Genomic DNA, 25406 nt, shown 5'->3' on the forward strand with positions numbered 1-25406 from the left:
AAAACAGAAAGCCCGGTTTTAAAACCGGGCTTTCTGTTTTTAAAAGGATAGGGCTGAAGCTTCAAAAAGTCAAAGCCTTAAATGGGCGGCGGTACGTAGCGCGGTTCATCCGAATCGATGGTTTCCCGGTGTCTTTCCCGTTCGGCCTGAATGCGCTGCAGCCTTTTTGAGAGTTTCTTCCGGCCAAACAGCTCCCGGAACGAATCGAATTGCTCGGTATGCACCAAACTGGCCGAAGAAGTGGTGAAGGTATTCAGTTCGTACTGGTTAATGGAAGAAGTAACGTATTGCAGTTTCAAACGAAGCTTGCCGTCGGGACGAAGGTAGTATTCTGCCCGCCAGTCGCCCACGGCTGCTGCCGAGGTGTTGTTTGCCGCCTGGGTATTGCCCAAACTGCTTTCGCGGCTTACCCGCAAGCGCCCTTCCAGGAAACGGTACCCGATCCGGGTCTGCAGTTCCGGGGCGCCGTTCGCATCGGTGCCGCTCAGTCCAATGTCCACTTCCAAGTTCGTATCTACCTGAGAGATCCAGTCGCTGAACTGGTTCGTAATAAATTCGCTTAAACTGGATAGAGCATCGCCGCCGGCATTCCCCAGCGCAAATTCCCCCACCGGCGATAAGCGTTTGAAAACCAGTAAGCTGAAAACCTGCCGGTTCAGTTCCTGTTCGTCGTTGCGGATGTTGGCTACAAAGGGCTGCAGCAGAGTTTCCAGCTGGGAAGGCACTTCGTTGAATTCCAGGTCGAGCTTGATTTCCGGGGTCAGCAGGTTGCCGGTCAGGCCCATGACTACGGTTACAGGGTAGCGGCGGCCATCGGCCAAAGCGGTACTGTCGGAAGTGGCCTGCATTACCTGGGCCAGCGAAACGCGCTGGGTGTAGGTGGCCGAAATGTTCAGGATACCGGCATACGGGTCGCCGTTCCAGGTAATGGTACCCCCCGGCCGCACCATAAATTCCTTGTTTACCACGTTGTAAAGCGTAAAATTATAAGCGCCCTGCACCACTTCGTAATTGCCGTACATGTTGAATTCGCCGCGGGTATCCACGTTCATCCGGATCCGGCCGTTGCCCGTGCCCCGTACAATGTCTCCGGTGCGCTCGTCGAATATTATTTCCACGTAGGCATCTTCGGTTACATCCAGGTTCATGTCCAGGTTTAAGCCCGAGAGGTCAACTTTTTGTTTTTCAACGGCTACCTTAATGCCGGTCGTGTCTTTACTGTTCTGGTTCACGAACCGGATGAAGCTCTGCCGCGAAACTTCTACCTGGTTGTTCAGCGGGATGGAAATGCGGGTTCCTTTTTCGCTCCGGGCATTTACCTTTACGCTCATGTTCTCGGTAGGCCCGAAAACGGAAACGTTACCGGTGGCAATGGCAGAGCCGTAGTACAGTTCATTTTGCTGACGGGTGGTATTGAGCACCATAAACCGCCGGAAATCTGCTTTCAGATCGAGCACCATGTTCTGGAAACCGTCGTGGTAAACCCCGCCGTTCAGGGTGGCATTGTTGCCGTAAATATCTTTCAGGGTTATTCCGCGGAACATGATACCGTTTTCGGCAAAATAAACCCGGTCGGAGAAAGAGTAAACCGTATTGAGGTAATTGAATTTAAACCGCCCGTTGTTTACTGTTGCCACCCCTTTCAGAATCGGTGCGCTCAGTTTGCCTAAGATCCGGATGCGGCCTTCCATGGTGCCGTCCATTTCCGTCATAAAGGATTTCAGGAACGGTTCTACCAGTTTTATCTGGGCATCGTCCATGGCAGCCAAAAGGTTCAGTTGCTGATCGCCGGCATTCGGATCGTAGGTGCCCGTAACGTTTACCACGCGCTTGTTGTCCCGGTCAATTCCCAGGTTCACGTTCAGCAAACTCTTGCGGCGGTCCCAGTCAGAGCTGCCGGCCACGTTCCCGATCAGCACCTCGTCGAAGAAAAGCGAATCGATGCGGAGCTGGCTGCCGACAATTACCTGGTCGTACACGTCGCGGGCAGTAAGGTCGGCATTCAGGATCCCCTTCATTTTCTGATCCATGAGCGGGTTCAGGTTCTGCAGCTCGAAATTCGCGATCTTCACCTGCAGAACCTCGTTCGGATTTTGCGAAAGGCGGCCGCCGATGCTCAGGCTCTGGTTCGCATGCGCAATTACTAGGTTTTGGAAATCGATCTCTTTGCCTTTAAATTCTACGGTATTGTTCGGTGCAATGGTCCAGGGTTTGCCCAAAATGTTTACGTTCGAATTGCTGAAAACAAACTGCACCCGGTCCGGCAGGAAAAGCAGGTCTCCGCTGATGGCAGCTTTGTTTGTGGTATTGGTTTGCGCCAGGTTAGAAGCGAACTGAATTTTCTGATTATGCCAGATGCCTTCCACAAAGAAATTATCGGTGGCGCCCAGGCTCTGGATTTTCTGATTTTTAGACGTAAAGAAAGCCTGAGCCAGTACATCCTGACTGAAAGGTAATTTGGAAGTAGAGGCTTCGAAGTTGTTACTGTACAGGTAGTTCTGTCCGTAGATCAGCGTGTCTATTTTGCCGCCCACGTTAAAAATTGCCGTCTGGCCGTTGCGGAAAGAACCAGTAATAACCGACCGGTTGGAAACCCGGAGGTTGGGTACAAAGATCTGCAGCAGCGGGTTGGCCTGTTTCAGGTTCAGGTTGAAATCGAGGCTGTATTCCTGGGGCACGTTCCGTGCATTTTTCCGGCGGTAATAATTGGCGGTAGCCGCGGCATCGTTCCGGAAATTCAGTTCGTACTCCTGTATCAGGGTTTTAATGTCTTCGGTAAGCGTGGCATAATTGAAATTCCCGGTAGTGTTAAAAGCCAGTAGTTCGGAATTCAGTTGCAGCGTACGGCCTTCCGGCGTGCGGGCCGAAACCAGGCTTAAGGTATCGATCTGAAGCGGCTTATCTTCGTAGGTCAGGGTGGTGTTGCTCAGGTTGGCCGTTCCCAGCAGGTCGTCGAGTTTGAAGCCGGTAAAGTTAAGGTCGGCGGTGGTTTTTACGCTCAGGTTCTGCGGCGTGAAATTCAGGGGCTTCAGGTTGGCGTTTTCGATGGTGGCTTTTACGTCGAAGCGCTGGTTGCCGGGCTCCAGGCTGATGGCGCCGTTGCCGCTCATCACCAGGTTCGGATCGTTCACTTGGAACTGGCCCGCAAAATTCTGCTTGCTGAATTGGCCGTTGGTGGTAATGTTGCGGTATTTGTAGTTGTTGAAATCAATGTCGCGGATGGTCGCGTCCAGCTTTACCTGGGCAGTCTGGGCATCGAAGCCAGATCCCTCCAGGCGGCCATCGATGGAAATGGTTTTCAGCACATCCGTATCGCCTATGAATTTACCCAACTGAAAGTTATTGGTTTTTAAATAGCCGCGGTAGGAAGACGCCGTTTTGTTTTTGTTCAGCTTCAGGTTTATATCCGAATTGAAGTTTCCCAAAGCGGTCTGGAAACTGCCGTTAGCCACAAAGTCGTTGTAAAAACCGATGAACTGGCCCTGTAATTTTACCGTACCCAAGCGGTCGGCATAGGCAAAGGCCTCGGCCGGAATGTAGCGTTTCAAATCGTCGGCATCGAGGGTGGAAGGTTGCAGCTTTAATTCCGCAAAGGTTTCCCGCATGTTCGGCAGGCCGGTGGCGCTTACGTTACCCACTACGTGCGTATTCTTGCCGTACACAATGTCCACATTTTTGGCATCGAAGCGGCTGGTCTTGCCTTTAATGTCCGCGGTCACGACCACTTGTTCATCCCAGTCTTTCAGCAATGGCGCAAAAAGGGCAATGTCGTCGGAGAAAACGGCGGAACTGTCGAGGCTGGCCGTTACGTGAACGCTATCGTTAAAGTCTTTAAAATTGAAGAAGTGCTTGTAATCGAAACGCACGTAATGGCGTAAATTGCTCCGGCCCACGCGCAAATCCATGTTGTCCCATTCCCAGAATTCCGGCGCAAAGGTCATTTTTACGTCCAGTTTTTTCAGGAAAGTTTTGGAAGGCGTATCGATTGCCGTCAGGCGATGAATGGTGGCTTTAATGGTATCGCCCAGAATGGCAATTTCCGAAAGCGAGCCGTTGATGTTGGCCAGCTTCATGTGCTGGTAATCGATGCCGTAATCGGAATAAGGATCGTTCTGGTTGTCGTATGTAAAATACCCATTCTGTAGCACGATCCGGTCGATGGCAAATTCAAACGGCTTTGAAACGGTGGTGGTGTCTTTTTTGATCAGTTTCCCGAGCGAATGAATAAAGGTAGACAGGTTCAGGGAATCGGTGCCTTTATATTCGATCAGGTGGGTTCGGGGATTAGTTAAGGTAAGCGTACCGATACTGAGCTTGTTCGGGTGAAAAATGGAAAACACGCTGATATCCGCATCGAGCTTGCCAATGTAGAAGAGTTCGTGGCCCCGGATATCCAGCACCCGTACCCGGTCGAGTACCACACTGGTAAAAGGCTTGATATCAACGTGCCCGATGGTAACTTTGTGCTCGATGGTTTCGGAAACGATTTCGGCCGCTTTCTGAACGGCCCGCGTTTGCACCGAAGGGATACGCAATGCCAGGAGCAGCCCTGCCGTTAAGAATAAAACGAACACAACAAGGCCCAAAGCTATTTTAAGAATAGCTTTTCCTATAACTTGCAGCCTCTTTGGTTTATGTTCTTCTTCCAACGGAAATGTTACAACCTACAATTTTAGCAATAGAATCTTCCTGCGACGATACCTCGGCCGCCATTATCCGCGGGGGCAAAATACTTGCCAATGTTGTCGCAACTCAGGCCGTGCACGAAAAATACGGCGGCGTAGTGCCGGAACTGGCCTCGCGCGCGCATCAGCAAAACATCATTCCGGTAGTGGAGCAGGCATTCCATACGGCAAATATAGCAAAAAGTGAACTCGCCGCGGTAGCTTTTACCCGTGGCCCCGGATTGCTCGGCGCTTTGCTCGTAGGAACATCGTTTGCCAAATCGCTGGCCCTGGGCTTGGATATTCCGCTCATAGAGGTGAACCACATGCAGGCGCACATCCTGGCCCATTTCATCGATGAACCCAAACCGAGTTTTCCTTTCCTGTGCCTTACCGTTAGCGGCGGCCATACCCAGCTGGTGCTAGTAAAAGACCACCTCGACATGGAAATTATCGGCCAGACCACCGACGATGCCGTAGGCGAAGCCTTCGACAAATCGGCCAAATTGCTGGGCTTGCCTTACCCCGGCGGGCCGATGCTCGATAAACTGGCAGCCACCGGCAACCCCGACCGTTTTCAATTCCCGATCGTGAACCTGCTGGGCTACGACTTTTCTTTCAGCGGTATAAAAACGGCCATTATGTATTTCCTGAAAGAGCAAACGCAACAAGATCCTGAATTTATAACGAAAAACCTGGCCGATTTATGCGCCAGCATCCAACAGGCCCTGATCAAAACCTTATTCAAGAAACTGATCCCGGCAGCAAAAGATCTGAACGTAAAGGAAATTGCCATTGCTGGCGGCGTTTCGGCCAATTCCGGCCTCCGGAAAGCGCTACAGGAACAAGGCGAAAAACTGGGCTGGAACGTGTACATCCCTGCTTTCCAGTACTGTACCGATAACGCCGGTATGATCGCCATGGCGGCCCATTTCAAATACCTGAAAGGCGAATTTTCGGATCAATACGCCAGTCCGGAGCCTAGGCTGAAGTTTTAAGAGAGGAATTTAGCTGAAAAGCTCCGTTAGCATTGGTAGCGTAGGGTTTAAACCCTACGCTACCAATGCTAACGGAGCTTTTTTTATAAAATCGATACTATTTTGGTACAGAACGGCTTTCAGATACACTAAATCAAAGTTCAGGAAAAGGTCGAAAAATTGGCAACCCGGCTAACCAGTTACTTTTCACGCAGCATCGCTACTGTTTTCTCCAGCCGCCGTTGCCGGGTTTCCGGCTTTTTAGCTTCTTCGATCCATTTTACATATTCCTTCTGGTGGGTGTACGACATTTTATCGAAGGTTTGCTTTAAATCTGGTAAATCCTGCAAGGCTGCTTCCAGATCTTCCGGAATCTGAACCGTACGGAGCTCCAGATCAGGCCAGATCCTAACCATAACTGGATCGCCAAACGTCTTGTTTATCGCCTGCCGGACTTCTTTGATGACTATAAGTATGTGCTCGTTATTACCTATGGGGGAAAGGGAACCCCGGTACGGATACCCATCAAAAGTGCAGCGGATCTTTACATTGCCTTTTTTGCCGTAAACCTCCGAAACTGAAAAGGGAAGGGTGATGTAGCTGGCATTCATGCTACCATGTTGTTCCAATACAGCTGTAAATTCCTGCAGATCCGGCGTGATGTTCATCCTAAATCAAAATAGTTCTTCCGCCTGAAGTTACAAAATGCTACGGAAAATAGCTGAAAAACTGCTTTGGTATCCTGCAATAATTCTAGGTCTGGCTCAAAACTCATGATTCATTGCCGTCTGCTTTAGCTGACGGAAACAAAGGCAATTTCCTTTATGGCTTTAGCCGAAATTTTATCAGCCATTTCTCCTGCAGATTGCATTTGGCTAAAGCCGCAATCAAAGCTACTTTAAACCGTCAGCTAAAGCAGACGGCAATGAAGTTTTTTATCCTGAAAAGTGTAGCGTTTATATACCATTCAGAAAAACTTAATGGCTGGCAAGGGGCGCTTCTTCCTTTTGGGCTTCCACCAGACGAGTATCCGGCAACTCTTCCCCACAACTGCACAAAACCTCGCGCTTCACGGGAGCTGTTTTATAATGATCCAGGGTTACTTCCTTCATGTAAATTACTTCCAGCTGTTTTACCTGATCTTCCGGCGCTACGCTTTCATTCCAGATGCGCATCATGTAATTGCAGTAATACGGGCGCATCCAGCTGGTATTCACAAATAAATAATTCTCGGAATACTTGCGCCACCGGTCGTTTTTAAAGAGGGAAACCACGGCTTCCGGTTTTTCATAGGTCAGGTCGAGGCCGTTGCGGTTCAGGTCTTTTAATTTTCCGGCGGTGGTTTTGCCTTCCAGAATGTACCAGCCATCGTCTTTAAAAACCGCCGGCGAAAACATGCCCCAATTTTGGTCTACGCGCAACCAGTAACCCAGCCAACGGACATCTTCGGGCATTTTAACCGGCCTTTGCGGCGTATTGTCGAGGTTCCACCAAATAGTATAAGCCAGAATAAAGGTTACTAGTCCTTCGCGGATATAATTTATATGCCCCAGGTGTTTCGGATTACAGCTTATGCCAAAGGAACCCTGCAGGGAAAAAGGGTAGGCCTGACGGCTGCAAAAGTCGATGGCCCGGTTGCAGAGACCCGAAACCGGCGGCAGCAACTTCCGCTCGATCCAGTCCATTTGCCTGGTCGGAATTAAGCCCAGTAAAGAGATCAGGTTTATGAGGTAAAAGAGCCCGACGAAAAGGGTAAGGCTGATGCCCAGATGCAATCCCGCCAGCGCACCAATTACCAGCATCCGGAAAAAGGAATTGTAAACCGGCACCAGCAGGAGGAAAGGTAAAAGCAGCTCGGTATAATAAACGGCAAAAGTGAGGTACTTCAGTTCATCGTAGAAGGGATAAAGCAGTTTGCCGACGGGAAGCAGGATTTGGTCCAGGCTCAGGGCGTAGTAAATGGCCGTGCCTTCCAGCCGCCATTCGGGGGCATGCTTTAACAGGGCCGTACAGAAATAAAGGAGGAAGATCTGCAAGACCAGGGCAACCGTAGCCGCACTGAAATATTGTGTATTTTCCGGCGGACAGCTTTTCCGGGTATCCAGGGAATAAAAAGTACCCCAGGGCAGGAATATCCCCCAGAACAACAGCATCCGCACCAGGTCGTCGCCGCCCTGCAAGATCATGGGGTTCCGGTTCTGGAGCGATACCAGAAAAGCCCAGCTTAAAATGGTAGCCAGCCGCGTTTTATAGCCCAGCATTAGGGCAATGGCAAATACCGCCGCCAGTATAAAATAGAGCGCCTGGATCTGCCACAAGCCACTGCTGGTATGGAAGGAAAAGAAAAATGGGTTCCAGGCGTGTTCGAACAGAACGGGCAAAGGCAGGGTGCCGGAATTCGAATAATGCGCTTCCAGATCCGTGGCGCGGGTATACAGGTCGATCAAAAGCAAAGCGCCCAGCCCGATCCGGAGCAGACCCAGAGCCCGGAGATCGAGCGTAAACGTTTTCTGAAAGTATAAACGCAGGTAATTCATCTGTCAGAAATAATTTAGCATGGTAGAATAAACAAAAGGCAAATACTTACGGGTATTTGCCTTTTTATGGAAGATTTCAAAGCATTAGCGGCCCGAAGTTGTTCCGCCGGTAGAGCCCGAAGTAGAGCCGCCACCGTCGGTAGTAGAACCTGAAGTCATGCCCCCGCCGGTAGAACCCGAAGTAGTACTACCGGTAGTAGAGCCGGAAGTGGTGCGGCCACCGGTAGTGCTTCGTCCGGTGGTGCTACCGGAAGTAGAGCCGGTGGTCATTGTACCGCTCGTGCTTCCGGAAGTAGAACCAGATGTGGAACCGGATGTGCTACGGCCACTGGTAGTACCGGAAGTACTGCCCGATTTAGCTTTGCCGGATTTGTGCTTTTCCGATTTTTTATGATTGGAAGTGGTGCCGGAAGTAGTACCGCTGGTCGAATGGCCGGATGTTGTTCCGGAGGTCATCGTGCCGCTGGTTGAACCTGACGTTGAACCAGAAGTCATGGTGCCGGAAGTTGTCCCGTTAGTTGTACTTCCATTGGTGGTTCCAGAGGTAGTGCGGCCCCCGTTCGTGCTGCCGGAAGTTGTGCCGGATGTCATACTGGTTGTGCTTCCTCCGGTGGTCCCGGAAGTAGTTCTGCCGGTTGTGCCTGAAGTGGTTCCCTGTTTAACTACGTTGCCGTTTTTAGAACCTGTGGCAGATGCCCCGGTGGAAGCAGCTGCCAGAAAAGAAAGTGCAAGAACCGAAAGGTAAATTTTCTTCATAAATTTAATTTAATAAAGTTGAACAGTAGGTTTTATGGCGAGCTGTATTACGGCGCTGCTGCCGCAGGGTTGAAGGATTTGGGTGAAGGAAGCAAAATGAATAGGGCAATTAATTGCTCATAAATGCCAAAAGGTATTCATATCTTGGTTTTTTGCCAGGGTCTTGTTAAACGTATGTTCAAATCCGTTTTTAAGGGCGCAAAGTGGCGTTATCTGGAACTGAATTGGACTTTCGGAACTTCAAAGCAACACCCTCAAGTATGAAGAAAGCGAAAGGCAGGTTCCGGTAGGTACAAGTTACAGCGCAAAGTATGAGTTCTGACAGTTCTGAAAGTAAGACCAGAAGAATAAAAGGACAGGTAGTTATTACCTGCCCTTTTTGAATGATCCGGCCTTACCGGGTGGTGGATCCGGAAGTTGTGCCTGTGGTTGTCCGGCCGCTGGTAGAACCGCTGGTGGTACCTGAAGTCATTCCGGTGGTAGAACCTGAAGTCATTCCAGAGGTTGTTCCGGAGGTAGTACCAGATGTAGTTCCAGAGGTCATGCCGCCGGTAGTACCCGAAGTCATGGACGTAGTGGAACCGGAAGTAGTACCTGATGTCATGGAAGTGGTGGAACCGGAAGTAGTACCTGATGTGGTTCCGGAGGTCATTCCAGTGGTAGAACCTGAAGTGGTACCAGAAGTAGTTCCGGAGGTCATCCCAGTTGTAGAACCTGAAGTAGTACCTGACGTCATTCCTCCGGTAGTAGTTCCTGAGGTCATGCCGCCGGTTGTACCTGAAGTCATGCCGGAAGTAGAGCCGGAGGTGGTTCCGGAGGTCGTTCTACTTGTAGTACCGGAAGTAGTTCCACTGGTGGTGCCATACCCGGTGGTCGTTCGGGTATTGGTGGTAGTGCCGTTCATGGAGCCGGAGGTGGTTCCGTTCGAACCGTTATTACTCCGGGAGCAAGCCATAAAGGCCGACGAGAAAATTACCGAAGCGCTTAAAATGGTGAGGTAGGTTTTCTTCATAGTTCTGTTTTTTAAAATAACGGGTGAAATTAAATTGCTTGAAGCATGGCTATTAGCCTTTTTGAAAGATGAGGAATTATACGGGGCAATTTTCAGGGTGTTAACCCAGAAAACCACCGGTTTATACTTAAATGCAGGTGAAAAACACGTAGTTAACAGCCTGAAACCCGGAATGTTTATATAAAAGGAACAGCGCTTTGGCTTTACTTTGACAATTGTTAATTAGCGGTTCTTTAGAAAAGCCCGGCCATTCTGAAATGTTATACTGCAATTCGTGGTAACTTGTCCGGTATTTAACTAAAAAATAAAACCGGTTCGTAAAATATTTATTTTGCTTATAACCTAAGGACGCGTAATTTGGTAAAATAAGGCAGGAAATTGCCGCCGGTTTCCTGTTCGCTCCGGAAATGAAGCTGCCGCTTTTATTCCCGGCTAAAAGAGGCAGACAACCCATTCTGAAAAACTATCCTTATGCCCGATAATCAAGCCATTATATTCTTCGACGGGGTTTGTAACCTGTGCAACGGGTTTGTGCAGTTCGTGATCCGCTACGATAAAGGAGGCTATTTCAGGTTTGCCTCGCTCCAGTCCGAAGAAGCCAGACCTTACCTGACCGGCAACGGGATCGATCCGTCGGAGCTGGGTACGGTGGTGCTGTATGAGAACGGGAAATGCTACACCCGCTCCACGGCTGCCTTACGGATCTTCAGGCGCCTTTCCGGAGCCTGGTCATTACTTTTTGCGGGTATTATCATACCGTCTTTCCTTCGCGATGTGGTGTATAATTTTGTAGCGCATAACCGTTACCGCTGGTTCGGTCAGAAGGAAAGCTGCATGTTGCCTACCCCGGAATTGAGAAGCCGGTTTCTGTAGGCGGTAGCATTCTGCAGTTTTTTTATAGGTAGGGAGTCATTTTGGCTGACCAATACCGGTTGCAGGGTACTTCCTGATTTTGATTTATTCCTGCAACACCAATTCCCTTTGCTGGGGCTGCTCATAAACCAAACCGTTTTTCCGGAATTCCCCCATCAGCAGGTCCACTACTTTGCTGTAGGACTGTACCCCATCGGTCTGGCTGTTAGCTTTCAGGAATTTGTCGTGAATATACCGGCCGGCAATTTCTATCGGATTGTCGAAGCTATTCCAGTAGTTGCGGGTTGCTTCCAGGTCACAGATAACGCCCGGGCTAAGCATTTCACGGTGCCGGTAATAAGCTGAAGAATCTTCCTGGTAAAGCCGGTTAAGCGTATAGCGCACCCCCAGTAAACTGCCCGCATACCGAAAGGCCGGTTCCGGGTGAAGCTGGCAGGCCAGAAACGCTACAAAATTGGCTTCCGACTCGGAAGCAATGCCGATCTGGTGCGCCATTTCGTGGCTAACGGTTTCGGGAAGCAGGTAAGGCGGCGGATCCATGTTCACGTAGGCTTCGCCGGTGAAAGGGAAATAAATTCCTGCAATGCCCAGATAAGACATAATTTCCGGCGCCAGCGCGCTTTTTACCGAGGGCCGTTCATAAAGTAGCTCGGGATATTTTTGCGCAAGCGGATCGTAACCCAAAGGGGCTTTCGCCAGGATCTGCTCGTGGCTGAGCGGATAAGAAAAATGGATTAAGGAATCAGAAGTGAGTTGGCGGCGGCTTTCATTAGCCATTTCAATTAGGCGTGCACTCATCTCCGCCAGTTCGGTTCGTGTAAAGTCTTTCGTATCCAGTTTTACAATTTCATGAACAGGCCGGCGGTAATAATTCAGCCCCCACATAAAGTTGAACAGAAAGTAAAATCCCGAAATAATGGTAAGGGTACCGAAACCAAAATCCAGGGCGAATTGTCTCTTCCCGATCGTTTTCTTTAAAAGTTTTTTTACGAGCCAGGCTATCCAGAACAGAATTCCGGCAATGAAGCTGTAAAGCAGAAACTGCCCCAAGGGGAAGGGAGTCCAGCCAGAGGTAATACGCAAGGCCAGACTTAGGTGCTTATAAAAGGATCCCGTATAGAACTGTTCTATCCATTCCGTATTTTTAGTTACCAGCTGTAGCAGTAACATCTGCAGCGGAAGGCTTAGAAGCAGAAACGTTTTTCCTGCTTTGCCAAGTAATATTTCCTTTTTGGTCTTCACGCTGTTGATATGCCTTTTTATAATGTAAACACTCGAATGTTGTTTTTATTACTGGCGAAGCAAATATTTTAACAAATGGATTCACCGGATTTCAGAAAAAAGCATAATGAAGTTCGCTCAGGCAAGTAAAGGCACTTGTTTTTATTCGTAAGCAGAAAGACATTCCTTTCAATTTTTAAAAAAAAATTAGTTGCTGCTGAAATTCCGGAAACATTGGGGCAGATGTTCGGTTTAGTAGCCGGAACTCAACAGATAAAGGGGAGTCAAATAACTTTTACAGGCTCGTTTCGAAGCTGGCTGACTTAGGCAACTTTAAAAAACAGGTTTATGAATATGTTTGATTACCTGTGTATTTTATTTAGTTTTTTTTTAAACCCTAAAAATAAAAGGTCGTTTAAGTACGAACGAACTTCATCTTCAACAATCTTTTTTTCAACCATAAAAAATCATTTAAAATGAGAGACAATCAGAACAACCAAGGCAGGGGCCAGGGCTCACAGTACTCCAATGATTTTCACAGCGGTTCAGGATCGTCGCAAGGCGGTTATGGCTCCCGCGGCGGAAGTAGCTACGGCGCTTCGTCCGGCGGTTACGGTTCTCATGGCGGCGGTTATGGCTCCATGGGCGGCGGCTCTTCTTATGGTGGAGGATATGGTGGCGGTTCTATGCGCGGTGACTATGGTTCCAGAGGCGGTTACGGTGGCGGCAGCATGAGCGGCGGCGGTTATGGATCACAGGGTGGTTATGGCAGCAATCAGGGTGGCTACAGCTCCGGAATGGGCAGTGGTGACTTCGGGTACAGCGGCTCTTCTTCCAGAGGATCGCATGGCCAGTCGTGGCAGGGTGGCTACGGCGGTGGCATGGGCAGCCATGATCAAGGCTCCGGCAGCTTTGGCGGGTCTAATTTTGGCGGCGGTTCCGGCATGAGCGGCGGCTATGGCTCACGGGGAAATTACGGCGGTTCCGATATGGGATCACGCGGTGGCTTCGAATCGCAGGGCGATTGGGGACATGGCAGCTATGGCTCATCCAGAGGGGGCTCTAACTTTGGCGGCTCGGGCATGAGTGGCAGCTATGGTTCCGGTTCTATGGGTGGCGGCTACGGTTCTTCTTACGGCGGCGGCTCTATGGGTGGCGACTACGGCTCCAGAGGCAGCTATGGCGGAACAGGCATGGGTTCTGGCATGGGAAGCCATGAATATGGTTCTGGTAACTACGGTGGCAGAAACATGGGCGGTTCTTCTTACGGCGGCGGTTCCGGCATGAGCGGCGGTTATGGCTCCGGTTCTATGGGCAACTATGGCGGCTCAGGAATGGGCAGGTCAGGAATGGGTGGCAGCTACGAATCAAGAGGCGGCTATGGTTCACATGGCGGTTCTTCTTACGGCAGCCGCTCCATGGGTGGCAGCAACTACGGCAACCAGGGCAGCAATTACGGCTCTTCTTCCGGCAGTGGCCGCAGCCAGTACGACGACCAGTACTAATACCACTTTACATATAAATCCAGAAAGGCCTGCAATCAAAACTGCAGGCTTTTTTCGTTTTTAGGAATATTGTTTATAGATGATTGGCCAATGCAGAAATTGAATTATTAGTAAATAGACCTAACCTGCTAAGCCAGGATTCCAAAAAGCATTTATGTGTCGGGTAAACGCAGGCTGACGAAAGAAACCAAGGATCAGCATTCCTTAATGCGTTTTAAACTAAAGCAATAGCTTGGCCTTCCTGTTAACTTCTCTTTTTTCTCTCTCTGCTCTTCATCCATAAAATTCTGTTACCTGCAATCCTGTTAATTTTTTAATCTGAGAATCCTGATTCAGACAAAAGGGCATGCATAAGGTAAGTTAACGAAAAGGCTAGGCTTTTAAGAGTAAAAACTAACAGCTTGCTGCTGAAGTAAATAAAGGATTAAATTTTCCGGGGTACAACTTTCGGGAGCAGTTCGGAGTAGGAGAGGCGGTTGCGGTTTGGGAAATTAACTCTAATTTCAGGCCGCACTGTTCTGTTCAATTCCTGTTTAAAACTTAAAATCACCAAGTGAAAATTAAAGAACGAAAAACCGTATTCAATGGCTTTTTCCGGGTTGAAAATGTGACCCTCGAACACAAAGGCAATACCCTGGAACGCGACCTGGTAATTCCTAAAAACGGGGTAGCCGCCCTGGTATTCGATACGGTAAAAAAAGAGTACATCTTAATTGAGCAATACCGCCTGCCGGCCGAAAAGCCCCTGATCGAAATTGTAGCCGGCCTGGTAGACAAAGAGCACGAAAAACCCGAAGAAACTATTGTCCGGGAAATTGAAGAAGAAACCGGTTACGAAGTAGACAAACTGGAACCGATCCGCTGTTTTTACACCACACCCGGCAGCTACGCCGAAAAGATCTGGCTGTATTATGCCGAAGTCAGCCATAAATCCGGCGAAGGCGGCGGCGTAGATTCCGAACACGAAGACATAAAAACGGTAACCTATACAGCTGAAAAACTCTTTGAAGCTGACTTTGAAGACGCCAAGACCCTGATAGCCGTGCTTTGGGAGAAAAGTAAAGCCTGTTGCTGAACTGCTTCGGTAATATTACGTACATACAGCTCTATGGCACGTTGCCACAGCAATTTTTCCATCACTTAAATTTAAAATTATGAATCGTTTTGGAAGCAATAGTTTTGAAAGTGAAAATGAGCAGTACCCGGAAAACATCCGCATCGGGATGCAGTTAGCGGATAATAACCCGCGCCGCTGGAACGAAACGCCGAATTACCACAGCAACGAACAGCGCCACGGCCATACGCCGAATTACCGGCCCGATACGCCCCGCGATTACCGCTACGAAAACCGAAACCGCGAAACAAACCAGTTCCGGGGCGATAACCCGGTAAACCCGTACAACCGTTTCGACACCGGCAACCGCCACCACGATACCAGCATCTGGACTGAGCGGAACGCTTATAAGGACAGCGATTATCGTTACCGGAGCGGCAACCGCGGCTACTGGCACGAAGACTACGACGAAATGTACGAAGGCAAACATCATGACCAGCATCCGGGAGGCATTTTACAGCACATAGGCGAAGGAATCCGGGAAGGCTGGAACAATATGTTTAACCGCGACCAGCGCAACCAGGGAGAAGAATTAAGACGCCAGGATGCGCGTTATTACGAAAACCAGAACCAGCAGCGCCGTTGGCCATCTTCCCATTGGGATGAAGACAGGCACCGCCGGCACGAACAGGAACGTAAAAACCTGGGCGCCGAATGGCATAATTCCGGACCCGACCACCGCGACGAAGATTTCCGTTTTTAACGAATTCTGATAAAACAAAAAGCCCTGCCAATTAGCAGGGCTTTTTGTTTGCTGTAGTTGTATAATTATGATAAGTAAACTGGGTCTGCTTTCGATTGATACCTAATGCGTGAGGGTTATCTACAACTATTTAAGTAAATCAAAAGGTTAAAATTCATTCACTCGTCAGTCTGCATTTTAGGCTTAAAATACCCTATTCCGTCATCTCGACGTCAGGAGAGATCTCTGGAATAAGGTAGTAAGCCAGAATAAAAGGTACTACCAACTTGATGAGATCTCTCCTGACGTCGAGATGACCGAATACTTTTTAAACACCTGTTTTTATAGGGTTTTTGGATCTTCTGCTTGACGGGATTTGTAATCCCGTCTTAACCGAGTCATGGGATTTGTAATCCCACTTTCTAAAAGTCACTATTGCTGTTTCGGACATCTCTGTCCGAAACGCATTCTGAGGCGGGCATCCTTGTCCGCGTGTAAGAATACGGGGACAAGGATGTCCGCCTCAGAATACTTTAGGACAAAGATGTCCTGAAGAGCCAATTTTTTACATTGATAGCATTGGGGTAATGGCATTTCAGCTAAATCTCACTTCTTCCCATTCCGAAACAATTCCCACATCACCTCTCCATCGGAGGCAGGCATTTTAAAGCCCAGCAATTCGGCGACCGTGGCCGGAATATCAGTCTGGTCGTAGGTGGTATTAATAATTTCGTTCTGCTTAAAATCCGGTCCGGCAGCAAAAAAGTTCAGGTGGCGGCAGCCCCGGCAACCATCGCCATGCGATACAAAACCATCGGCGCGGCCATCGGAGTGGCGGCCATGATCGTTGGTTACAATTAGCGTGGTCTGGTTTCGGTAGTTCGGATGGCTTTGTAAAAACTGCCACAACTGCCAAACATATTTGTCGCTGTTCTTAATGCCCTGCAAATATTCTTCCCATCTGTTGGAATGGCCGTAATAATCGGGGTCTTTAAAGTTTATCAGCACCAGGTTGGGTTCATCTTTTTGCAGTACCTGAATTGCCTTCCGGAAGGTAGTGGAATCGGCGCGGTAGCCGGAGCCGTTGCCGTTGTTGCCGCAATCAGTAGAGGCCAGAAATTGCCCCGCGTAAGTTTTATCCTTCGTATCGGCCAGAATTTCCAGTTTGTCTTTACTGGTTACCAGCCAGGCTTTATGGCGCGGTTGTCCGGTAGCTTCCAGCCACAACTGGAAAACAGAAGGTTTCCGGGGCAATTCGCGGCCGCCGTTGTTTATCTGCTGCCGCACGCCGGTGGTAATGGCCGCATGCCCGGAATTGGTATAGGTGTAGCCGTCATTGTAAAATTTCGTATTGATCACCCCTTCCGGGAAAAGGTCGTTTTGCAGGTGCCTTACCATCGACCGGTCTTTGGCGCCCCAGGTTTCGGTGTAACGCGGGCCGTCTACCACCACAATTACCACGTTTTTAGTCTGGTACTGCGGGGCGCCGGGGGTATTCTGTACCAGGTTTTTGGAAGTACAAGCCGGAAAGAGCAGGATCAAGAAAAAAGATAAAAACCGTATCATGAAGAAGCAAAAAAGTAAAGGGTTATGGGGCAGGCCGGGCTCCGGCAATCCGTACCAGGATAACCGGCGGTGCATTTTTGTAAGTTCCGTCCGTGATTTATAAAGCAGTTAAGGCCTGAATTTTTATCCGTATAAATATCATGCATCCGTAATTGTATCAGAATGTACTTTGTTTCGGGTTGTTTCTACCGGAAAAGGGCGCTTAGCTTAACCTGTTCCGGAAAGCCTGCGTTAAACCTGCTTAATTGAGGGGGATACGAAAAACGCCGGAGAAAGGAGAAAAAGAACATTAATGATAAACGACATTGTTGTTAATTCCTGGGAAGAACTGCAGCGGGAATTGTTCCGGAATACCTGGAATAAAAAAATTAACCGGTTCCGTTCGCCTTACGTGTACCGCGGCCTGGGCAGCAAAGATTTCGACCTGAAAACCAGTCTGATCCGGTTAGGGGGGAATTTTGCCGAACTGGAACCCCACCTCCTCCGGAATTTCAAGAAATACGCCCAGCGAAGCGCCTCCCCGGGAAGCTCGGTCTGGAACTGGCTGGCCGTGGCCCAGCACCATGGCCTGCCCACGCGTTTGCTCGACTGGACCTTTTCGCCTTACGTAGCCCTGCATTTTGCCACCGAAAATTACCACCGCTACGATACCGACGGCGCGATCTGGTGCGTGAACAACGTGGAAACAAATAAATTCCTGCCCGAAAAGCTCCGCCACGTAATTGCCGAAGAAGGCTCCAACGTTTTCACGGCCGATATGCTGGAACCGGTTTGCTCTTCGCTCAAGGAACTGGCCATTCTGAAAGAAAACGAATATGTGCTTTTCCTCGAACCGCCTTCCCTGGACGAACGCATTATTCACCAGTTTGCGCTTTTCTCCATTATGTCGAGCGCCGAAGCCGAGTTGCATACCTGGCTGCACGACCATGCCGAACTGTATTTCCGCATCATTATACCGGCCAAACTGAAATGGGAGATCCGCGATAAGCTCGACCAGGCCAACATTACCGAACGGGTGTTGTTTCCCGGGCTCAACGGCCTGAGCCAGTGGCTGAAAAGGCAATACACCACGGTGTGAAACTTAGAAACATAAACAGATAAATATAGTTTAAGCTATATAATCCTGACCCGCAACTTAATTCTGGAACAAACTTCAGTATGCTATGACTACAAAGAAAAAAAGTGACGGAGGAAAACACCCGGACCTTCCCAATAAATCGGAGAAGCCTCTTGAACAGCGCGAAGAGCTCCCGCATCCCAAAGGAATCCTGATTGCCATTGGCGGCAGCGAAAACAAAGGCGACGATCCTGAAACCGGCTCTAATCAGGACGAAAACAGAAACTTTGAAGCCTTTGGCATCCTGCAGCGCTTTGTAGAGGAGCTTAGAGGCGATAACCCGGAAATTCTGATCATCCCAACGGCCTCTTCCATTCCTGAAGAATCTGCTAAAGACTATATCAGGGCTTTTAAGCATCTGAAGATGACCAATGTAAAAGTGGCCGATATCCGGAGCCGGCTCGATGCCAGCAAACCAGAATTCCTGGAAATGGTGCGATCGGCCAAAGGCTTCATGCTAACCGGCGGCGACCAGTTGCGCTTAACTTCCTTCCTGGGCGGCACCGAATTCCTGGATATTATGAAAGACCGCTACACCAAAGAAAGAATTGTAATTGCCGGAACCAGCGCCGGCGCCGTGGCGCTTTCCACTCCCATGATCTTCCAGGGAGCCGCTAACGATTCCGGCTTTCTGAAAGGTGAAATTCACCTTGCAACCGGGCTCGAATTTTTGAAGGACGTAGCCATAGATACCCACTTTATTGCCCGCGGCCGCATTGTACGAATGGCCCAGATGATCGCCCTGAACCCCGGCGCCCTGGGCATTGGCCTGGAAGAAGACACGGCCATTGTGGTTAAAGGCAATACCGAAGTGGAAGTGATCGGAAGCGGCATTGTAACGGTAGTAGACGGCCACCCGATGAGCTTCACCAACTTACCCGACATCGCTGTTGGTGAGCCTCTGACCATGTGTGACTTTAAAGTGCATTTCCTCTCGAAAGGGGCCAAATATCACCTGCATAAGCGGTTGCAGAGTTATGTGTAAAAACGTTTTCTGCTTCAGCCTGTTGGTTAAAAATGAAGGATGGAAAATTCAAAGAAAGCAATAAAAAAGATATGTCAGATTTTATAATTGTAGTGCACGGCGGCGCCGAAAATAAAGACCGTTCGGAAATTGGCATGGAGCAGGATGCGGCTTACCGGAAAGGCATTGACAAAGCCCTTCAGGCCGGCTGGGAGATTTTAAATGAAGGCGGCACGGCCGTAGATGCCGTAGAGGCAGCCGTACGGACCATGGAAGATAATTACCTTTTCAATGCCGGCAAAGGCGGCGCTTTTTCCGATGAACATGAAAACACCTTCGATGCGGCCATAATGGATGGCAATACCCTGAAATGCGGCGCTGTAGGGGATGTAAAAAAAGTAAAGAACCCGATCACGCTGGCCAGGCTCATAAAAGATAAATCCGACCACGTTTTTTTAGTGGCTGACGGCGCGCTGGAATTTGCCCGGGAACAGGAAATGGAACTTCGCCCGGAAGAATATTTCAGAACCCACAAGCAGGAAGAAGAACTGGAAAAAGCCCTGAAAGAAAAGGGAAAAGAAAAGCCTTCGAAAGAAAAATTAATGAAAGATACCGTAGGCGCGGTGGCTTTGGACAAGCACGGCAACGTGGCCGCGGCAACTTCCACCGGCGGTCTGGCCGGGCAGCATAACGGCCGGGTAGGGGATTCACCCATCATTGGCGGCGGCACGTATGCCAACAACGAGATCGGCGCCATTTCCTGCACCGGCGACGGGGAAGGTATTATGCGCGCAAACGTAGCCCATGAAGTATACGCGCTCGTAAAATACAAGAACATGAGTTTGCACGATGCCGCCGCCCAGGCCTGTAACGTATACAAAGATAAGATCTCCGGCGACCGGAACCTGATTGCCCTGAACAAAGACGGCGCGATCGTTTTCCAGTTCGAAACCAAGCTCATGTTCCGCGGTTCCCGTATAGGCCAGGAACCGCCATATGTGGCCATCTGGAAAGAAGAATAATGGTAAGAAATTCCGAAAAAAAGCCGGCCTTATCCCCCGGTTTTTTTTATGCCGAACCGTTCTTTGAAACGCTTCACCCAGGCCGGCGTTTCCAGTTCATCTTCCATTACATAACTGAAAGGGTTAAGCGCCGGAATGTGGCTGCAAACGATCCGGATAACGGCAAAAAGCGGCTCAAACAAAATCATGCCCGGAATCCCCCAGATCAATTCCCCGATCACGATCGCAAAAATGGTCATGATGGGGCTGAGCCGGAGTTGGGCGCCCATCACCAAGGGTTCAATAAGGTTATTGTCTATTACCTGGGCTGTAATCAGGATTACTACTACCGGAACGAACATGCCCGTAGAGCCGCTTACCAGGGCCATAATAAGCGGGAAGAATGCCCCGATAAAAGCTCCTACGTACGGAATAAGGTTCGGCAGTACCGCAATAAAACTAACCAGCACCGCATTTTTAAGTCCGAGAATGGACAAGGCGATGCTGTAAAAAACGGCCACAAACAGCATGGATAAAAGCCTGCCTACCAGATACTGGCCCGAAACTTTGGTGATCTGCTCCAGCGTTTGTTTGGTTTCTTTCTGGTTTTCCGGCTTTACGATCTGTAAAATAAAGGTCTTGTATTTTTCGCGTTTCCACAGCAGGAAGAACACGTACAGCAGCACCAGCACAAAAGCCGTAATAATACCCAAAGTACCCTGCACTACCGAAGTAAAAAAACGGTTGGCCGATTGGGAAAATGCAGCGATTTGCTTTTTTACAAATGCCAGTTGCCGGTGCGGAGCCACACCAGACTGTTGCTCGATCCAGCGTTGTACCTGGTCCATGAGCTCTTGCAGCCGTTGCTGGATCTGGGGCATGTCTTCGGAAAAACTGGCTGCCTGAGCCGCAATTAAAAATACAAAGCCGGCCATAAAAAGCAGGATGATCAGCAGGCAAAGCATGGTAGACCAGAACCGGTTTATTCCCCACTGTTCGAGCTTGAGGCTAACCGGAAGCAGGAGCATGGAAATGACAATGGCAAAGCCCAGCGGAATAAAAAAAGTGCGGCCGTAATACAGCGCCGCCACAAACAGGATACCGAGTAAAAGAATGGCGTTCAGCCGGTAAAGCGAAATACTTTTCATGCGGGTGATCTTACTTGCGTACTTCTACGGCTGAATCCCTAAATATTTTCGTTTTTTAATATTTTAATCCGGCAATATTTCTGAAAGAGGGCATTTATTTACTTTTTCAGGAGGAAAACCTACCGTTTAAGTTAAGAGATTGGTAACTGGGCAAGAAGTCAAGCTAAAGGCAAAAGCTGGTCATCCTGAGCGCTAGCCGTTACTACTATGGCATTTGAGCATTCCTGAGACGGGAGTCGAAAGGACCCAACGTAGCTGTAAAAAATGCCTTTCGTTCGGGTTCGGTATGCGATAGTTCCCTCGGCTTCGCTCGGGATGACGAAAGAAAGTCCATTCCTGTCTACAATGATGTTTTCACCAAAGTCGTCAGGTTAAGATGATTTGTTGTGATTTTTGCTGTAGAGACGTAATACATTACGTCTCCATTCGGGATATTACGTCTCCATTCGTGGTACAAACAGTGGTGATTAATGCCAGAGCCAATTACAGCGTTGAAAGGCTACTAGACGTCGTATATTTGTCGCAATGCGGTGAAAGACGTAATATATAAAGACGTAATATTTTACGTCTCTACAGGGCTTCTGGCAATTAGCCTGCCTGCAAGGGTGTTTCACCTACTGTTATATGTTAGCCAACTTTTACCGGATTAATTAAATCAATTGAAGCGCTGGCAAAAAAACTCCTTTACAATTCTTAAATCCTGTTTAACTTGCCGGTTCTTGTAAACGCTAGCATTTTTCATGAAAAACCTGTTCCGGCCCGGCGATAAGAAAGTGTTTCAAAAAACGGTAATCGAAGAAGATTTTGCCCGTTTCGAAACCGGCTTGGTGCACCCCGTTTGCGCAACCTTTTCGCTGGCGCAAGCCGTAGAGTGGGCATCGCGGTTATTTGTGCTCGAAATGAAAGACGAAGACGAAGAAGGGATCGGCACCATGCTTACCATAAACCATTGCAGCCCCGCCTTTCTGCAGGAAACGATCCGCATAGAAGCAACCGTGAAAACCATGGAACGCAACGAACTGATCTGTACCTACGAAGCCAGGGTAGGAGACCGGCTGGTGGCCGAAGGCGAAACCGGGCAGAAGATCCTGAAAAAAGAAAAATTACAAAAACTATTTAACCAACCTTCCGCAGCAGATGGCCAAAGTGAAAGATAAAGAACGGATCCAGAAACACGTAAACATTGTAAACCGCCGCGCCAGCTTCGAGTACCAATTCCTGGTAAAATATACTGCCGGCATCATGCTGAAAGGAACGGAAATTAAATCGATCCGGGAAGGCAACGTAAACATGAGCGATGCCTTCTGCACCTTCCACAACGATGGCCTGTACCTGCACCAGATGCACATTGCCAAATTCACCGAAGGTACCTACAACAACCACGAGCCCACCCGCGAACGCAAACTCCTGCTGAACAAACGCGAACTGAACCAGCTGCAGAAAAAAAGCCAGGAGCAGGGCTTAACCATTATCCCGATCCGGGTGTTCATCAGTGACCGCGGCTTTGCCAAAGTGGAAATTGCCCTGGCCCGTGGTAAAAAACTCTACGACAAACGCGAAGACATTAAAGCCAAAGACCAGAAACGCGAACTTGACAGAAGCGGGTATTAATGTGCTAATGCGGTTATGTGTTAATATGTTGAGGTGGTAACATGTTAATGTATTAATGTAGTAAATTGCAAATGCGTTAATGTGTTTAAGGGCTAATTTGCTGATTTATAATGTGCTGATTGGTATATGGAATAGTGCTTAACTGATTAGGTGCTATTTCATAAATACTTCTGTCTTCCTGAAAAGGGGAAATTTTGAGCTAAAATTTCTTAAAGGGAATATTTCATTTAAAGTTGGTTTCCAGTAATGCCGTCTGCTAAATGTCATCCTGAGCACAGCGAAGGACCTCGTCGGCTTTCAGGCAATAGCTCGCTACAAAGAACTGGCAAGTTGTCTCAGAGCTACGCACGTAAGCTTCGCGCTCCTTCCTTCTCAACAGGATTCTTTATTTATGAGTTACTTTTAATTCTTTGTTGTTTTGAAAAACTAAATTTTGTTGGAAAAGCCGGTTTAGCTGGCCTTCAAATAGATATTGCTATCGTTTCCCTGGAAAAAGTGCCCTGCCAACAAAACTTTTCGTTAATGCTATATTTGGCCGCAGGGCGTTGCGTGGCGGCAAATTCTTTCACCCGGTTCCGCTACTTTATAATACCTTCAAGCTTAGTAATACCAGACCTTCTTTCGGAATATGCCTGATATCACTTCAGATTCCTGCCCTTTGCTTTACCCTCGTTTTACCAACCAGGTGTATTCCTGGCACTAGCCCATATAGAGTTGTTGGTTTACGATCAGCACTTTTTCTTCGGGCAATAACAAATAGCCGTAATCGTAGCAGAAATAATAGGTACTGCCTTTTTGGGTGCGGTACACACTGGTAAAGTGCCGGAAATCGAAACCGGCCAGTTCCAGCACCTGTCGCCGCAGAGTGGTTTTGCCTTCCGGACTGGCCTTGTGGAGTATTTGCCGGTTCGTCCGCAATACCTGGTTTACCTGCTTCATGTACCTTTCGGCTTTATCCTCCGTTTTTCGGCTGTTTCGGGCATTGGCCCGGCACTGGTCGGTGCAATACTGTTTATCGGATCGCCCTGAAATGGGTATTCCGCAATGCAGGCAAGCTTTCTTTTTCTTTTCCATAACCGGATATATCCGGATACTTCCGGATATATCCGGATTGTTTACGGCTATAATTGCAAAAGGTGTTACCTTGCCCCAATGGACTTAAAGCAACCTTCCTTCCGGCATTGCGGCGAAAATACGGTGTTTCTGAACCAACTGGAGCACGCAGGTAAAAAATACATCAGGCTGTGGTACAAGCCTAACCGGTTTATTACCGAACGCCTTAAAAGCGCCTCCTGGGTAAAATACAGCCAGACCTACAAATGCTTTGTAATGCACCATTCGCCCCAAACCATTGAGCTTACGCACATGTGTTTTCAGGGCCTGGCAGCAGTCAGCACTCGGTACCTGTACCGCCCTAAACGGCTTCGGCCCGACAAGCAAACCCCGGTGCTGGCGGCCGGAAGCCTGATACCGGTGCTAACCAAAGTGACCGATCTGCCGGTGGTGCGACTGCAGGCCCTGCTTACCGAAAGCGGCACCCTGCTTGGTATAACCTTTAAATACAACGAGGCCATTTATAGCCGTTTAAAAAACAGCAAGGTAGCTAAGTGGCAGCCTGCACAAAAGTGCTTTGCCATACTGCCGGGAGCGCCTAATATTAAAGTGCTGCTCACTGAGCTCTGCCGGCTGGCCCACATCTGGCTAAGCCAGGACCTAAAAGTACAGGACATGGCCTTGCTGCGGGAGCTCTGGGAGCAGACCTATGAAAAAGGCCCACAGTATATCAGCTGCCCGCTACCTTACCTGGAAAAACTTTTTCTGTTAAACTACAGCCCCAGCACCATTCGCACCTACCACGGCCTGTTGCTGCGCTTCCTTAACAGCCATGCCATACGGGGGCTGGAGGAAATAAACGCTTTTACCGAGGAAGGTCTGAACCAGTACCATCGCGCCATGGTGCAAACCCAGACCCATTCCTGCTCTTTGGTAAATCAGAGTATAAATGCGATAAAGTTTTATTACCAACGGGTGCTGATGCGCCCCGAAGTGCAGCTGAACAACATAGAGCGGCCCGAAAAGCCCGAACGCCTTCCCACCGTGCTGAGTAAAGATGAAGTAAGTCGCATTCTAAAGGCCACCGAGAACCAGAAGCACCGCTGCCTGATGCAGCTGCTTTACGCCGGTGGCTTGCGCATAGGAGAGGTTATAAATTTGAAAATAACCGATGTGCAAAGCGCCCGTAACCTGCTACTGATCCGGGGCGGTAAAGGCAAAAAAGACCGTACCACGCTGCTCTCGCAAAAACTACTGGAAAGCCTGCGCGAATATTATAAAGCTTACCGGCCCAAAGAGTGGTTGTTCGAAGGGCAAAATGGCGGGCAGTACACCGTAGCAAGCGTTCGCAACGTTTTCCGCGGTTGCCTGGAACGCGCCAGCGTAAAAACCAAGGCCACGCCCCACACTCTGCGCCATTCCTTTGCTACCCACTTGCTGGAGCAGGACACTGACCTACGTTACATCCAAGTGCTTCTGGGGCATCGCAACAGCAAAACAACTGAAATTTACACCCACGTTACCACCCACTCCCTGGAAAAAATAACCAGCCCCTTGGATAATCTGTAACAAAGCTATATATTGGCCATACCCATGCTACCTGAC

General features: G+C 49.1%; 21 protein-coding genes. 12 read left to right on the plus strand and 9 right to left on the minus strand.

The features are described from left to right. Positions 1 to 77 precede the first annotated feature (77 nt). Positions 78 to 4574: a translocation/assembly module TamB domain-containing protein gene (locus F0P94_RS01945; RefSeq protein ID WP_150902011.1), complete on the minus strand. Its 4497-nt coding sequence runs from the start codon at positions 4572 to 4574 to the stop codon at positions 78 to 80. An 80-nt stretch (positions 4575 to 4654) separates the two neighbouring features. Between F0P94_RS01945 and tsaD the strand changes: the two genes are divergently transcribed. After that, the gene (gene tsaD / locus F0P94_RS01950; RefSeq protein ID WP_150902012.1) at positions 4655 to 5662 is read left to right on the plus strand and encodes a tRNA (adenosine(37)-N6)-threonylcarbamoyltransferase complex transferase subunit TsaD; all 1008 of its coding nucleotides are present in this window, start codon (positions 4655 to 4657) and stop codon (positions 5660 to 5662) included. A gap of 179 nt (positions 5663 to 5841) precedes the next feature. Here tsaD and F0P94_RS01955 read toward each other — a convergent pair whose 3' ends face one another. From F0P94_RS01955 to F0P94_RS01970, 4 genes are all read right to left on the minus strand, one after another. Then, complete coding sequence (locus F0P94_RS01955) at positions 5842 to 6309, minus strand: YdeI/OmpD-associated family protein (RefSeq protein WP_150902013.1); 468 nt, start codon at positions 6307 to 6309, stop codon at positions 5842 to 5844. Between the two features lie 309 nt (positions 6310 to 6618). Next, positions 6619 to 8178 (minus strand): HTTM domain-containing protein, encoded by a 1560-nt coding sequence (locus F0P94_RS01960; protein ID WP_150902014.1) that lies wholly within the window; start codon positions 8176 to 8178, stop codon positions 6619 to 6621. An 84-nt stretch (positions 8179 to 8262) separates the two neighbouring features. Next, positions 8263 to 8934, minus strand: a complete 672-nt coding sequence (locus tag F0P94_RS01965) for a hypothetical protein (RefSeq protein ID WP_191906881.1) — start codon at positions 8932 to 8934, stop codon at positions 8263 to 8265. Between the two features lie 394 nt (positions 8935 to 9328). Then, positions 9329 to 9946, minus strand: a complete 618-nt coding sequence (locus F0P94_RS01970) for a hypothetical protein (protein WP_150902015.1) — start codon at positions 9944 to 9946, stop codon at positions 9329 to 9331. Between the two features lie 471 nt (positions 9947 to 10417). Between F0P94_RS01970 and F0P94_RS01975 the strand changes: the two genes are divergently transcribed. Continuing rightward, positions 10418 to 10819, plus strand: a complete 402-nt coding sequence (locus F0P94_RS01975; RefSeq protein WP_150902016.1) for a thiol-disulfide oxidoreductase DCC family protein — start codon at positions 10418 to 10420, stop codon at positions 10817 to 10819. Positions 10820 to 10903: 84 nt separating this feature from the next. Here the strand turns inward: F0P94_RS01975 and F0P94_RS01980 are convergent, their stop codons facing one another. Continuing rightward, positions 10904 to 11989: a DUF3810 domain-containing protein gene (locus F0P94_RS01980; RefSeq protein WP_150902017.1), complete on the minus strand. Its 1086-nt coding sequence runs from the start codon at positions 11987 to 11989 to the stop codon at positions 10904 to 10906. Positions 11990 to 12516: 527 nt separating this feature from the next. On the opposite strand from F0P94_RS01980, the gene F0P94_RS01985 reads away from it, so the two are divergent. The 3 genes from F0P94_RS01985 to F0P94_RS01995 all read left to right on the plus strand — a co-directional run bounded on the left by F0P94_RS01985 (position 12517) and on the right by F0P94_RS01995 (position 15362). After that, a complete protein-coding gene (locus F0P94_RS01985; RefSeq protein WP_150902018.1) occupies positions 12517 to 13545 on the plus strand; it encodes a cell wall anchor protein in 1029 nt (342 codons plus the stop codon). 553 nt (positions 13546 to 14098) lie between these two features. Continuing rightward, positions 14099 to 14620, plus strand: coding sequence for an NUDIX domain-containing protein (locus F0P94_RS01990; protein WP_150902019.1), 522 nt, complete (start codon positions 14099 to 14101; stop codon positions 14618 to 14620). 79 nt (positions 14621 to 14699) lie between these two features. Then, a complete protein-coding gene (locus F0P94_RS01995) occupies positions 14700 to 15362 on the plus strand; it encodes a hypothetical protein (RefSeq protein WP_150902020.1) in 663 nt (220 codons plus the stop codon). Between the two features lie 585 nt (positions 15363 to 15947). Here the strand turns inward: F0P94_RS01995 and F0P94_RS02000 are convergent. Beyond that, positions 15948 to 16907: an alkaline phosphatase family protein gene (locus F0P94_RS02000; RefSeq protein ID WP_191906882.1), complete on the minus strand. Its 960-nt coding sequence runs from the start codon at positions 16905 to 16907 to the stop codon at positions 15948 to 15950. 292 nt (positions 16908 to 17199) lie between these two features. Here F0P94_RS02000 and F0P94_RS02005 point away from each other — a divergent pair, with 292 nt between their 5' ends. From F0P94_RS02005 to F0P94_RS02015, 3 genes are all read left to right on the plus strand, one after another. Further along, complete coding sequence (locus F0P94_RS02005; protein WP_150902022.1) at positions 17200 to 17985, plus strand: FRG domain-containing protein; 786 nt, start codon at positions 17200 to 17202, stop codon at positions 17983 to 17985. 85 nt (positions 17986 to 18070) lie between these two features. Beyond that, positions 18071 to 19009, plus strand: a complete 939-nt coding sequence (locus F0P94_RS02010; RefSeq protein WP_150902023.1) for a cyanophycinase — start codon at positions 18071 to 18073, stop codon at positions 19007 to 19009. A gap of 71 nt (positions 19010 to 19080) precedes the next feature. After that, positions 19081 to 20010 (plus strand): isoaspartyl peptidase/L-asparaginase family protein, encoded by a 930-nt coding sequence (locus tag F0P94_RS02015; RefSeq protein ID WP_150902024.1) that lies wholly within the window; start codon positions 19081 to 19083, stop codon positions 20008 to 20010. Between the two features lie 29 nt (positions 20011 to 20039). Here F0P94_RS02015 and F0P94_RS02020 read toward each other — a convergent pair whose 3' ends face one another. After that, entirely contained in the window at positions 20040 to 21137 is a 1098-nt protein-coding gene (locus F0P94_RS02020; protein ID WP_150902025.1) for an AI-2E family transporter, read from the minus strand. A gap of 740 nt (positions 21138 to 21877) precedes the next feature. Here F0P94_RS02020 and F0P94_RS02025 point away from each other — a divergent pair. The 3 genes from F0P94_RS02025 (at position 21878) to F0P94_RS02035 (ending at position 23384) form a co-directional block, all read left to right on the plus strand. Next, a complete protein-coding gene (locus tag F0P94_RS02025) occupies positions 21878 to 22294 on the plus strand; it encodes a thioesterase family protein (protein ID WP_150902026.1) in 417 nt (138 codons plus the stop codon). Continuing rightward, the gene (gene smpB, locus F0P94_RS02030) at positions 22275 to 22748 is read left to right on the plus strand and encodes an SsrA-binding protein SmpB (protein ID WP_150902027.1); all 474 of its coding nucleotides are present in this window, start codon (positions 22275 to 22277) and stop codon (positions 22746 to 22748) included. The genes F0P94_RS02025 and smpB overlap by 20 nt, the downstream gene beginning before the upstream one ends. A 246-nt stretch (positions 22749 to 22994) precedes the next feature. Next, positions 22995 to 23384, plus strand: coding sequence for a hypothetical protein (locus F0P94_RS02035; RefSeq protein ID WP_150902028.1), 390 nt, complete (start codon positions 22995 to 22997; stop codon positions 23382 to 23384). Between the two features lie 63 nt (positions 23385 to 23447). Here F0P94_RS02035 and F0P94_RS02040 read toward each other — a convergent pair whose 3' ends face one another. Continuing rightward, positions 23448 to 23822 carry a hypothetical protein gene (locus F0P94_RS02040; protein WP_150902029.1) on the minus strand — a complete coding sequence of 125 codons (375 nt, stop codon included), beginning with the start codon at positions 23820 to 23822 and terminating at the stop codon, positions 23448 to 23450. A gap of 78 nt (positions 23823 to 23900) precedes the next feature. On the opposite strand from F0P94_RS02040, the gene F0P94_RS02045 reads away from it, so the two are divergent. Further along, positions 23901 to 25370 (plus strand): tyrosine-type recombinase/integrase, encoded by a 1470-nt coding sequence (locus F0P94_RS02045; protein WP_225307094.1) that lies wholly within the window; start codon positions 23901 to 23903, stop codon positions 25368 to 25370. Positions 25371 to 25406: the final 36 nt, after the last annotated feature.

Origin of the sequence: Adhaeribacter soli (genome assembly GCF_008727925.1) — a bacterium.
In the GTDB taxonomy this organism is placed as follows: Bacteria; Bacteroidota; Bacteroidia; order Cytophagales; family Hymenobacteraceae; genus Adhaeribacter_A; species Adhaeribacter_A soli.